Source organism: Nonomuraea sp. NPDC003727 (assembly GCF_053586935.1).
The window spans coordinates 435,635-447,985 of sequence record NZ_JBSFNE010000004.1; the positions used below are offsets into that span (position 1 = coordinate 435,635).

10 protein-coding genes are annotated in these 12,351 nt (G+C 69.2%); 6 read left to right on the plus strand and 4 right to left on the minus strand.

Annotated elements, in window-relative coordinates; genetic code table 11:
• The first annotated feature begins 137 nt into the window (after positions 1 to 137).
• The 6 genes from ACWDLG_RS13685 (at position 138) to ACWDLG_RS13710 (ending at position 7,608) form a co-directional block, all read left to right on the plus strand.
• Positions 138 to 1,256 (plus strand): single-stranded DNA-binding protein, encoded by a 1,119-nt coding sequence (locus ACWDLG_RS13685; RefSeq protein ID WP_449919509.1) that lies wholly within the window; start codon positions 138 to 140, stop codon positions 1,254 to 1,256.
• Between the two features lie 1,088 nt (positions 1,257 to 2,344).
• Positions 2,345 to 3,646: a GGDEF domain-containing protein gene (locus ACWDLG_RS13690; protein WP_449919512.1), complete on the plus strand. Its 1,302-nt coding sequence runs from the start codon at positions 2,345 to 2,347 to the stop codon at positions 3,644 to 3,646.
• A 368-nt stretch (positions 3,647 to 4,014) separates the two neighbouring features.
• Complete coding sequence (locus tag ACWDLG_RS13695; protein WP_449919514.1) at positions 4,015 to 4,296, plus strand: hypothetical protein; 282 nt, start codon at positions 4,015 to 4,017, stop codon at positions 4,294 to 4,296.
• A gap of 92 nt (positions 4,297 to 4,388) precedes the next feature.
• Positions 4,389 to 6,053 (plus strand): energy-dependent translational throttle protein EttA, encoded by a 1,665-nt coding sequence (ettA, locus tag ACWDLG_RS13700; protein WP_354915033.1) that lies wholly within the window; start codon positions 4,389 to 4,391, stop codon positions 6,051 to 6,053.
• Between the two features lie 472 nt (positions 6,054 to 6,525).
• Positions 6,526 to 7,155, plus strand: coding sequence for a TetR/AcrR family transcriptional regulator (locus ACWDLG_RS13705; protein ID WP_449919517.1), 630 nt, complete (start codon positions 6,526 to 6,528; stop codon positions 7,153 to 7,155).
• A gap of 24 nt (positions 7,156 to 7,179) precedes the next feature.
• On the plus strand, positions 7,180 to 7,608 hold the full coding sequence (locus tag ACWDLG_RS13710) for an acyl-CoA thioesterase (protein ID WP_354915027.1): 429 nt from the start codon (positions 7,180 to 7,182) through the stop codon (positions 7,606 to 7,608).
• Positions 7,609 to 8,234: 626 nt separating this feature from the next.
• Here ACWDLG_RS13710 and ACWDLG_RS13715 read toward each other — a convergent pair.
• The 4 genes from ACWDLG_RS13715 to ACWDLG_RS13730 all read right to left on the minus strand — a co-directional run bounded on the left by ACWDLG_RS13715 (position 8,235) and on the right by ACWDLG_RS13730 (position 12,113).
• Positions 8,235 to 9,740: a glycoside hydrolase family 13 protein gene (locus ACWDLG_RS13715; RefSeq protein WP_449919733.1), complete on the minus strand. Its 1,506-nt coding sequence runs from the start codon at positions 9,738 to 9,740 to the stop codon at positions 8,235 to 8,237.
• 17 nt (positions 9,741 to 9,757) lie between these two features.
• The gene (locus tag ACWDLG_RS13720; RefSeq protein ID WP_449919520.1) at positions 9,758 to 10,138 is read right to left on the minus strand and encodes a globin; all 381 of its coding nucleotides are present in this window, start codon (positions 10,136 to 10,138) and stop codon (positions 9,758 to 9,760) included.
• Positions 10,139 to 10,373: 235 nt separating this feature from the next.
• Positions 10,374 to 11,363, minus strand: a complete 990-nt coding sequence (locus tag ACWDLG_RS13725; protein WP_354915021.1) for a mechanosensitive ion channel family protein — start codon at positions 11,361 to 11,363, stop codon at positions 10,374 to 10,376.
• 474 nt (positions 11,364 to 11,837) lie between these two features.
• Positions 11,838 to 12,113 (minus strand): hypothetical protein, encoded by a 276-nt coding sequence (locus tag ACWDLG_RS13730; protein WP_354915018.1) that lies wholly within the window; start codon positions 12,111 to 12,113, stop codon positions 11,838 to 11,840.
• Positions 12,114 to 12,351 lie beyond the last annotated feature (238 nt).

Below are 12,351 nucleotides of genomic sequence, written 5' to 3' on the forward strand. Positions count from 1 at the left end.
GCCGCTCCGTTGTCCACAGCGGCGTCGCGCCCCGGCGCCTTCGTCCCCAGAACCACGCTCGGCCCGCCGGCCACCCACTCCCGCGCGACACCGTGTCCCCAAGCAGCGGGCACCCGGCCCGCTCCACGGGAGGCACGATGAACGACATCTACATCACGCTCACCGGCAATGTCGCAGCCCCGCCCCGCCAGCACGCCTTCGCCGACGGGGCGCGGGTGACCTCGCTCAGGGTGGCGACGAGGCATCGCTTCTTCGACAGGAAGACCCAGGAGTGGTCCGACGGCGACACCGTGTTCTTCGCGGTCCGCTGCTGGCGCACTCTCGGCGACAACGTGGCCCAGTCCTTCCAGGTAGGGCATCCCGTCGTGGTGTGCGGCAAGCTGCGCATCAGGGAGTTCGGGCCCGAGGGCGACCGCAGGTTCATGCCCGAGATCGAGGCCAGCTCGATCGGCCACGACCTGCGCTGGGGCGTCGGCGCCTTCTCCAAGCCCGAACGCTCGGGCGGCATCGGCACCCTGAGCAGGGAGACGAGGGAGAGCCTCGACGAGTCCACGCAGGACTGGGCGATGTCGGGATCGGCGACCGCCCGCGCGCTCCACGGGCGGCCCGCTGCCTCGCGGGACGCGGAGGAGACTTCCGCGCGGCACGTGGAGGAGGCTTCCGAGCGGCAGACGGAGCAGACTTCCGAACGGCAGGCGGAGCAGACGGCGCGGGACGACGTGGCGGGCTGGCCTTTCGCCCCTGCCGCTGGTCCTGGTCCTGGTGCTGCCTCTGGCCTTGGCCTGGGTCCTGCCTTCGCCGAGACCGGCGCCGGCATCGCCGCAGAGCCGGTCTCCGGGCCTGACGCTGTCTCGGGGCCGGATTCCGTCTCCAGCGCTGAGTCTGTCGATTCCCGGTTCGGGTTCGGCTCTGGGCCGGGCTCGCAGTCCGCATTCGAGGCCGGCTTCCGATCGGGCTCCGCACCAGACGCCCTGCCCGAGTCAGGGTCCGAGGCGGGCTCCAGGACCGGCGCTGATTCCCTCTCCGGGGCCGGATCCGCACGGGGGACCGGGCGCAGGCCCGGTTCGGCTGTCGCCTCGACCGATGGGGACACGACGACGCTCACGCCGGGGGAGAGCGACGACTCGCCCTCGGAGGAGCCCGGGACGGATCCGGGCGAGGGCCACCCCGCCGGGGCGGGGAAGGTGCGCGTCCTGAACCCTCATGACGCCCCCCAAGCGCCGACGGGCCGCGCCCGCCGCGCCAAGGCCGCCTGACACCCATCCGGCCTCATGTGTCAGGCCCGAGTGCGCCTCGGGCCTGACACCCTTCACCGCACCGCAGCCCGGCCGAATCCACGGCCCGGCCGAATCCGCAGTCCGACCGAATCCGCAGCCCGACTGGGGCCGCAGCCCGACTGGGGCCGAAGCCGTTGAGGCCCTCGAGTGACGGCCCCGTCGGATGAGGGTGGAGATGGCTAGCGGTGCGTTGCGTTGCGCGGATGGATTCGATTCCCGGCGTCCTGCGGTGGATGAGCTGCCGGGCGTTCTGCGTGGGGATAGGAGCGCACGGGGTTCTGCGGTTGATGCGAATTCCTGGCGGTTCTGCGGGCCCGGGGTTTACGGGTGGTGCGAACTTCTGGGGTTCTGCGGATGGATACGAACGCCGGGACTCGGCGCGATTTTCGCCGATGGGCCGTTCATGGCCTCTACGGTTCGGGACCACAGGCGAGGGGAGCAGGTCGACCGGCGCTGCCGCGGGCAGGCCGTCACTCCCGTTGAGTCGCCGTCATGAGTGCTGACGTCGCCGTGGGGGCTTGGACGGGGTCTCCTGATGTCGGCCGCAATACGCAGTCGCCGTATGCCGACGAGGGAGGAAGGTGATCGAGGACTTACGGGCCGAAGCCGAGCAATCCGCGAGAGCTGCAGCGCGGGCGGACTCCGGGAAGGACGCGGCCATACTCGCGGATTTCGGGACGTGCGCTGCGAAACCGAGGTCGCGGTGGGCGTAGCCGTACGCAGAGAGGATGTCGGGAGGTGGAGGGGGGCACCGGCCGTTCAGTGGCGTCGCGAGTCGCAGTGCGAGCCGCTGAGAGGGGTTGGCCGATGGTGTTCCGTGTCAGATGGCTAGAGCATCTGTCAGGTCCAGGTCACGCCCCGCACCATGGCTGCTCCTTTCCAGCACGGCCCGCCCGCGGAGTGAGCGGTTCCATTCCCGGGCCACCAGACGCAGATGGCCACCTTGCCCAAGGTAGCGGTTCCCGTCGCGCGACGCACACTCCGCAACTATTGTGTTACACATCGTTAGTCGGAGAGGGGGCGAGATGGCAGCGACCAGTCACACCTCGATCAAGCCTCGTGACAGTGTGTCCACACTCGCAGGCCGGTGGCCGTTGCTGGCGCAGCGTCGGCCCCTCGTTGCCTACCTCTGCGGGATCGTCGCGCTCGATCTCGTGGCCATCGCGTTCTTCGCGGTTTCCGGCCCCTATCGCTGGTCGGACGTCCTGATGTTCGCCGCGCTGATGGGATGCGGCGCGGTGTGCATCGAGGCGACGCGACGCCTCGGCATGCCCGCGGGCGTCTCCCGCGACCTGCTGTCGGCGTGGTGGCTGCCCGTCGCGCTGCTGCTTCCCCCGATCTACGCGCTGCTGGCGCCGATCCTGCTGCAGATGCTCATGCAGCTTCGGGTCAGGGCGACGGTGCTCTATCGGAGGGTCTTCAGCTCGGCGGCCATCGGCCTGGCAGGTGGCGCCGCTTCGGTGGTCTTCCACACCCTGGTGCCCGACATGGCGGTGCTGTCCAAGGGCGCGGGTGCGCCGATCATGCTGGCGGTGGGATGCGCGGTGCTGTTCGCCGTGCTCAACACCACGCTCATCGCGATCGCCGCCCACACCGCCGACCCCGACACCCGCTGGCGCGACGTGCTGTGGGACAGGGAGAGCGCCATCCTCGACATCGTCGAGCTGTGCCTCGGTGTGATCGTGGCGATCGCGTGCGCGCTCAACCTGGCGCTGCTGGCGCTCGCGCTGCCGCCTGTCGTCCTGCTGCAACGCAGCCTCCTCCACGCCCAGCTCCAGGCCGCGGCCCGTACCGACCCCAAGACGGGGCTGCTCAACGCGGCGGCGTGGCAGCGGGAGGCCGACACCGAGATCGTGAGGGCCCGCCGTACCGGAGAGACGCTGGCCCTCCTCATCATCGACATCGACCACTTCAAGCGCGTCAACGACAAGCACGGCCATCTGGTCGGCGACCAGGTGCTGATCGGGGTGGCGGCGACGCTCCGGAGTCAGCTGCGTGACTACGACGTGGTGGGCAGATTCGGCGGCGAGGAGTTCGTGGTCCTGCTGCCGCGCGCCGACATCACCGAGGCCCGCAGAGTGGCCGAGCGGCTGCGCAGCAGGATCGGCCGCATGGCCGTACCCGTCGACGACGCCTTGATCACCGTGACGATCTCGGCGGGTGTCGCCATCATGAGCATCCACGGCGACGACCTGATCGAACTGCTCGCCGCCGCCGACCTGGCGCTGTACCGGGCCAAGGAACTGGGCCGCGACCGCATCTGCATCCCTGCCGTGCAGCCGGCGCCGCCGTCCGCTCCAGTGGACTCGCCGCCCACTCTCATCGACCCCCCGCCGACCACCCTCATGGACCCACCTCCCGCAGCCTGATCCGTTGAGTGCCATCGGCTGGTCCAAGGTCCAAGGTCCGGGACCAGCGGCCGGATCCAATGCCCGGGGTCTGTCGGTCGACTCCGCGGCCTACCGTTCCTGGGGTCGGCAGGCTGATTCGACGCCACGGGTCACGGGCGGGCGGCGCAAGGGATTTCGCGGACTGGCCTCAGACCCCGGAGTTTTGCGGAGTCGCAGGCTAACCCGCTGGTGACGATTCCCGGTCCGCAGGGACTTTCGTGTGCAGGTGACGGGCGGAGGCCGGTTCCGGCACACCCGAACAAGTGAGCACTCCACGTAATCACATGAACTCTCTCGGTTATGTCGGCATCTAACAGATGTCACGCCGACCACGACAGGGGAGGGACATGTACTACGACGACCACCTGGAAGAGGCCGCGTATCGATCGCGTCGGCAGGAGCAGGAGTGGTCGTGGCAGCGGCAGTCGGAGGCGTCCCGGGGGCGGTTGACGGACGAATGGCCCACACTGCCCAGGACTTCCGGATCCTTCTCGGGGCTTTTCCTGCTCGTGATGGTCGTCTGCGCAGGTCTGGCGGTCGCGGCCGGTCTGGGGTACTCGCCGGCGGAGGTCTGGGCCTGGGTCAGCGTTCGCGTCGAGCGCCTCGTCGGCGCGTGGCTGAACGGTTAGCTGGTCAGGCGACGCGCCCGCCGTACGGCTGCATGGAGATCGCCCAGCCAGTACGGCGGAAGCCGGTTCGCGCACGCCCTAAGCTAGAAGGCATGCCGGAGTACATCTACACGATGCAGCGCGTGCGCAAGGCGCACGGCGACAAGGTTGTCCTCGACGACGTCACCCTGTCGTTCCTGCCCGGAGCCAAGATCGGCGTGCTGGGCCCGAACGGCACCGGTAAGTCGACGCTGCTCCGGATGATGGCCGGCCTGGAGCAGCCTTCCAACGGCGACGCCAAGCTCATGCCGGGGTTCACCGTCGGCATGCTTCAGCAGGAGCCGCCGCTCAACGAGTCCAAGACCGTCCTCGGCAACGTGCAGGAGGGCGTCGCCGAGACGATGGCGATGCTCCACCGCTACAACGAGATCGCCGAGCAGATGGCCACCGACTACAGCGACGAGCTGCTGGAGGAGATGGGCAAGCTCCAGGACCAGCTCGAGCACCGCAACGCATGGGATCTCGACTCCCAGCTCGAGCAGGCGATGGACGCCCTGCGCTGCCCGCCGCCGGACGCCGACGTGACCAAGCTGTCCGGTGGTGAGCGTCGCCGGGTGGCGCTGTGCAAACTGCTGCTCGAGGCGCCCGACCTGCTGCTGCTCGACGAGCCCACCAACCACCTCGACGCCGAGAGCGTGCAGTGGCTGGAGCAGCACCTGGAGAAGTACGCGGGCACCGTGCTGGCCGTCACCCACGACCGCTACTTCCTCGACAACGTCGCCACCTGGATCCTCGAGCTCGACCGTGGCCGCACCTACCCCTACGAGGGCAACTACTCCACCTACCTCGAGGCCAAGGCCCAGCGGCTGAAGGTCGAGGGGCAGAAGGACGCCAAGCGCAAGAAGCGCCTGGAGGACGAGCTGGAGTGGGTCCGCTCCAACCCCAAGGCCCGCCAGACCAAGAGCAAGGCCCGTCTCCAGCGCTACGAGGAGATGGCCGCCGAGGCGGACAAGTACCGCAAGCTCGACTTCGAGGAGATCCAGATCCCGCCGGGCCCGCGTCTGGGCACCACGGTGATCAAGGCCGACGAGCTCACCAAGGGCTTCGGCGACCGCCTGCTGATGGAGGGCCTGACCTTCGACCTGCCGCGTAACGGCATCGTCGGCATCATCGGCCCCAACGGTGTCGGCAAGACCACGCTGTTCCGGATGATCACCAGCAGCGAGACGCCCGACACCGGCTCCATCACCGTCGGCGACACGGTCAAGATCTCCTACGCCGACCAGAGCCGTGGCGGCATCGACGCGAACAAGAACGTGTGGGAGGTCGTCTCCGACGGTCTCGACCACATCAAGGTCGGAAACGTCGAAATGCCGTCGCGCGCCTACATCGCCGCGTTCGGCTTCAAGGGGCCGGACCAGCAGAAGAAGGCCGGCGTCCTGTCGGGCGGCGAGCGCAACAGGCTCAACCTCGCGCTCACCCTCAAGCAGGGCGGCAACGTGCTGCTGCTCGACGAGCCGACCAACGACCTCGACACCGAGACCCTGTCCAGCCTGGAGAACGCGCTGCTCGACTTCCCGGGCTGCGCGGTGATCACCTCCCACGACCGGTGGTTCCTCGACCGCATCGCCACGCACATCCTGGCGTGGGAAGAGGGTTCCAACTGGTTCTGGTTCGAGGGCAACTTCGCCGACTACGAGAAGAACAAGATCGAGCGCCTCGGTGCCGATGCGGCCCGCCCGCACCGCGTCACCTACCGCAAGCTCCACCGCGACTGATCCAGCGGCCAGACGGCAGCCCCCTCCGCGACACATCGGTGCTCCCGGAGGGGGCTTCGTTCGTCCCCGGCCGCCCCTGACGTCTGGGGTTTCCGCACGGGCTCGGCGGGGTGCGGTGCTGCTCGCCCTCCGGCCCGTACGGCACGCCCTCCCACACCCACCCGCCGCCGCCAGCCGCCGCCTGTCCAGGGAGACGGTCATCGGGCGCGCGGGCCTCCTGCCGTTACGCGGCACCGTGGCCATCCCTGGCCTCGTCCCACCGTGACCACCTCTAGGCTTTCCGCCGTGACCACCTCGGCTGTCCGCCGTGACCGCCTCTGGTCTCTTCCGGCCGGAGGCGGGTCAGCAGCGTCATGGTGGGAAGCGCAGGGACGGTCGGCCGGACCGGACCTCGACCCCGCCACTCCTCGCGCCCCCGGGCATTCCCACGTCGTGCGGCGCCTGAAGACCGATCCTTCCTAGCATGGTGCTCATGGCACGCAAGTCCTCCAGCGCGTGGGAGTGGAGCCGCACCGCGCAGACGCGCAAGGTCATGCTGCAGGCGGCCCGAGAGGTGTTCGGCGAGCACGGGTTCGCCGAAGCGAACGTCGCCGACGTGGTCACCAGGGCTGGCTCGAGCGTGGGCAGCCTCTATCACCACTTCGGCGGTAAGGCCGAGCTGTTCACGGCGCTGTGGGAGGACCACCAGGTCGCCCAGGAGCAGGCGTCGGCCTCCAGGGTCGCCAAGGCGAAGCAGTCCGGCGTGGACGACCCCGTCGACCTGCTCGTCACCGGCTCGCGCGCCTATCTGGAAGGGGCGTGGGATCGGCGCGACCTGGTCAGGCTGTTCATGGACGGCGACGGGCCGCCGGGTTTCGAGCTGCTGCGCCGTACCAGGGGAAGGCAGTGGCTGCGGCAGAACGCGGTGCTGCTCGGCGCGGGCGCCGAGCCGATCGACAGGCTCACGGTCGCGGTGCTGACCTCGGTGATCGGGGAGGCGGCGAGGGAGGTGGCGATCTGTGACACCGAGGAGGAGGCGCGGCAGGTGATCGAGGCGGCGGTGGTGCTGATCAGGCGGCTCGATCCGGTGGCCGGGGTACGGCCGCCCGATGTCGGGGCATGAGCGGCGGACCTATACGGTGTGGGCGTGGTTGAACGATCCCTCGCTCACGCAAGCAAGCACGTCTTCCCCCGGACAGTCCGTTTCGCGGACATCGATTCGCAGGGGCATGTGAACAACGTCCGTTTCCTCGACTATCTGGAGGACGCGCGGTTCGGGATGCTGGCCATCGACGTGCACAAGGAGGGCGGGGAGACGTTCAGCGGCCTGGTAGTGGCCAGGCACGAGATCGACTATCTGCGTCCGCTGTCGTTTCGGGCCGACCCGGTGCTGGTGGAGACGTGGGTGACGGAGATCAGGCCGGTACGGTTCACGCTCGACTACGAGATTCGGGACGAGGACGAGGTGTATGTGCGGGCCCGGTCGGTGATCGTCGCCTACGACGTGGAGAACGCGGCGCCGCGCCGGTTGCGGCAGGACGAGCTGGCCTATCTCCGGCGTTTCACCACGCCCTGAGGGGCGGCACTCGCCACGTGGAGGTGTGTCGTTCTCCGAGCGGAAGGGCGTCACACCTCACCTGAAGGACGCCGCTCCACCTGGAAGGCGTCGCACTGCACCTTGCTCAGGGGCGCTATGCCTGGTCTGGGGATGCCACCTCTTCCTGAGGGGCGCCGCGTCTCGCTGGGGGACGCTACGCCAGTTGGGAGGCGTCGCACTGCAGCTTGCTCAGGGCGCTATGCCTGGTCTGGGGATGCCACCTCTTCCTGAGGGGCGCCGCGTCTCGCTGGGGGACGCTACGCCAGTTGGGAGGCGTCGCATTGCAGCTTGCTCACGGGTGCCGCGCCTGGTCTGGGGGATGCCGCCTCTTCTGAGGGGCGCCGCGCCCCGCTGGGGGACGCTACGCCACCTGGGAGGCATCGCACCGCACCTTACTCAGGAGCGCCACGCCCGGCCTGGGGGCGCCACCTCATCCGAGGAGCGCCGCGCCCCCGCTCAGGGACGCCACCTCACCTGAGGGCGCCGCGCCCCCTGGAGGACCTGGAGGGGCGTCGGGATCTCGGTTCTGGCGGCATCAGGCGGGTTGGCGGCGAGCCTCCAGCGATCGGCCGGTGGCCGGCCTGAGGGGGCCGGCCGTTCTTCGGTCAGGTGGTGTGCAGCCAGGCCGCGGTGTCGGGTGGCAGCATGTCGCCGGTGAGGGTGGCGCTCGACAGGATGACGCGATCGTGTGGCGGTAGCCGTACCGGGTCGGTGCCGCAGTTGATCACGCAGGTGAGCTGTCCGCGGGTGAAGAACAGCGCCCCTTCGGGGGCGTCGAGCCATTCGAGCTCGTAGGGGATCGTCCGCGCCAGGTCGCGGCGGCAGGCCAGGGCCCTGCGGTAGAACTCCAGCGTCGAGTCGCTGTCGCCGGTCTGCGCCTGGACGCTCAGTTCGCCGAACGTCTGCGGCTGGGGCAGCCAGGCGGCCACCCCGTCCGGCGAGAACCCGTACGGCGAGGCGGTGCCCGACCACGGGATCGGCACCCGGCACCCGTCGCGGCCCGGAAGCTTTCCTTCCGACTGGAAGAAGATCGGGTCCTGCCGCGCGTCGGGTGGAATTTCTTTCACCTCGGGGAGGCCGAGTTCTTCCCCCTGGTAGAGATATGCCGACCCGGGCAGCGCGAGCATGACGAGCAATGCGGCCTTTGCCCTGGAGAGTCCGGTTCCGGGGTCGGCGGTGTCGTAACGGGTGCGGTGCCGTACGACATCGTGGTTGGACAGCACCCACGTCGCGAACGGGACGGTCGCGAGGGTGTCGTCGATGACCTTCCTGAACGCCGTCGGCGACCACGGCGCCTGCAGCCAGGCGAAGTTGAAGCTCTGGTGCAGTTCGTCGGGCCGCACGTAGAGCGCCAGGTCGGCGGCGCTGTCGGTCCACACCTCGCCGACGGCCATCCGCTCGCCGGGGTAGGAGTCGAGCAGCTTGCGCCACTCGCGGTAGACGTCGTGCACCTCGGGCCTGCCCCAGACCGGCGAGGTCGACGTGAACGACTGGTCGCCCACGTCGGGCAGCCCCTCCGCCTTGTACAGGCCCATCGCCACGTCGATGCGGAACCCGTCGACGCCCCGGTCCAGCCAGAAGCGCAGCACGTCGAGGAACTCCTCGTGCACCTCGCGGTTGCGCCAGTTGAAGTCGGGCTGCTGGGGCGCGAACAGGTGCAGGTACCACTGGCCGTCGGCCGCCTGCGTCCAGGCGGGACCGCCGAAGGTGGACTGCCAGTTGTTCGGCCGGTCGCGGAAGATGTAGCGGTCGCGTCCCTCGCCCGCCAGCGCGGCCTGGAACCACGGATGCAGCGAGGAGCTGTGGTTGGGGACGACGTCGATCAGCACCCTGATGCCCATGGTGTGCGCGTCGGCCACCAGGGCCTCGAAGTCGGCCAGCGTGCCGAACAGCGGGTCCACGCCGCGGTAGTCCGCCACGTCGTACCCGCCGTCGGCCATCGGGGAGGGATAGAAGGGGGTCAGCCAGATCGCGTCGACGCCCAGCTCCGAGAGGTACGGCAGGCGTTCCCTGACCCCGACCAGATCGCCGACGCCGTCTCCCGAGGCGTCGGCGAAGCTGCGTACGTAGATTTCGTAGACGACGGCATCACGCCACCAGGGGATGTCCATGGGGCGTGTCATGCCCGTTATGCGGGTGAGTTCACCAGGCTCTGCGCTGCCATCACCAGATAGTCCCAGAGGCGGTTCTCCAGCTCCTCCGGCAGCGACAGCTCCTGCACGGCGTCGTGCATGTGCTTGAGCCACGCGTCGCGCTCGGCCTCGCCGATGACGAACGGCACGTGCCGCATGCGCAGGCGGGGGTGGCCGCGCTGCTCGCTGTAGGTCCTCGGACCGCCCCAGTACTGGACGAGGAACCCGCGCAGCCGGTCCTCGGCCGCGGTGAGGTCTTCCTCGGGGTAGAGCGGGCGCAGCAGAGCGTCCTCGGCGACACCCTCGTAGAAGCGGTGGACCAGCCGGCGGAAGGTCTCCTCGCCGCCCACGGCCTCATAAAACGAACCCTCGGTCACGATCTCAGGCTATCCATTCTCTACGGCATGCACGATCACGGCCACCGCGGTCACCGCTGACCGCCCGTCCTCCCACGCTTCTCCAGCGGGACTTCGCCTCCCGCCGTCACGTCAGGGACGTTGACCGCTCCCTTCGACACTCACGAGAAACGTGGCCGATGGACTGCCGATACGGCGCCCAGCTGCGGAACAGACGCGCGGCAGTCTGCCGGCCACGTTTCTCCTAGGTAAGCGCTCACGCGGCCAGCGCGATTCCCGCCCCGTCGAGCGCGGCCTTGACGCGCATCCGGAGCTCGCGCGCCACCTCGGCCTGCCTGGACGGAAGCGTCTTGGCCGAGACGCGGAAGATGACCGAGGTGTCGGAGATCTGCTCGATGCCGTAGACGGCCGGCTCCTCCACGATCACGCTCTCGCGGTACTCGGGCTCGTCCCACAGCTCGTCGGCCACCCGCTTGAGCAGGTCGCGGACGGCGGGGACGTCGGCGTCGTAGGCCACCGGGACATCGACGTAGGCGCGCGACCAGCCCTGCGACTCGTTGCCGACGCGGGTGATGGTGCCGTTGCGGATGTACCAGACGCGGCCGTCGGCGTCGCGCAGCCTGGTGACGCGCAGCGTGACCGCCTCGACGGTGCCGATGGCGGCGCCCGCGTCGATGACGTCGCCGACGCCGTACTGGTCCTCCATCAGCATGAACATGCCGGCGATGAAGTCCTTGACGAGCTCCTGGGCGCCGAAACCGATGGCGATGCCCAGGATGCCGACGCTGGTCAGCAGCGGCGCGATGGGGATCGTCAGCCGGTCGAGCACGGTCAGGATCGCGGTGCCCATGATGACGATCGAGGCGACGTGGCGCAGGACCGAGCCCATGGTCTCGGCGCGCTGCTTGCGCCGCTCGTTGAGCAGGGCGTCGATGCCGTCGGTCGCCTGCCCCCTGCGCAGGCGACCGGTGATGGCGGCGCTGGCGGTCGCCCGGTTCACGACGCGGGTGATGAGCCGGTGGGTGAGATTCCTCACCACCACGGCGAGCACGAGGATGAGGACGATCGTGATGACGCTGGCGAGGATGGGAGCCCACGCCCCACCAGGCAGGAAGTCACGAAGGCCCTGGCAGAAGATCGTGTCGCTCTCGCATGCCTTGCTGATGTCGTTGACCACTGAAGCAGGGTCGAACGACGCCGTCGGCGTCTGCGTCGGCGACGGTGTCGGCGTGGCAAGCAGGAACACGAGGTGAATCCCCCTCCGGAAGCGGCTCGGCCGGCAATCTACGGACCAACTACGCCCCAAAAGATTACTGCCGGTCGAGCCGGTCGCCGTCACATCACGCCGGGGAAGACGGGTGCGCCGGGCCCCGGGGCCGCGGGGGGCGGGGCCTGGCGAACCGGTGGCGGACGACTCGGAGGGGACACGCACCCGGAAGCATGTCCCGACCGTTTCCGGGAGGGATCCCCCGACCGTCCCGCGGGCGGACCCGAAGGACGCTTCTCCGCGTACGGCACGCCTCGGGGGAGCCGCTGTGCCGTACGAGATCGTGGTGCGGGCGCACGCCCGCGCGCAGGTGGAGGTGCACGGGTACCGGCGGGGTGCCCAGAGTCGCCGCGAACGGCGGACTCTCCGCACCGGACACCCCGCCGGCCCCGTGGGGCCGCGGTCGGGACGGTGAGCCGTGGTGGCTGCGCCCCACCCGGATCACCGCCATGGTCACTCCCCTACCGCGGCGAGCACGCGCGCGACCTTGGTCGCCGCGCCCGCGGGATCGTCGGCCTGGTGCATGGGTTCGCCCCAGGACCAGCAGTAGTACCAGTCGGGCACGCCAGTGGAGGGCTGGCAGGTGACGTTCTCGGCCAGACTTGTCGCGTTCGGGTTGATCACCCTGACGAAGAGGCGTCCGGAGTGCGTCCGAACCATCCTCGCGAGCAATCCGCGAGCATCGAGCTCGGAAACCAAACGCTCCAGGTGCCCGAAGTCGTCGCCCACCCTCTCCGCCTCCCTCTGGCCGAATCGTTGCTGGTGAGAGAAAGATGACTCATGACCATGGGAAGGGTCAACGAGCCCGGACCCCCCTCCGGGAGTGCCCTTGACCCTCGTGGGTTGGAAGAAACAGTCCTCTGGAGGACGATCCTTATCCGTAACCTTCAAGGGACCATTTTCTTCCTGTCACTAATGGTTCATAGTTTTCTTGAGGCAGAGTGCATCCCTCCCGCTACTCTGCGTC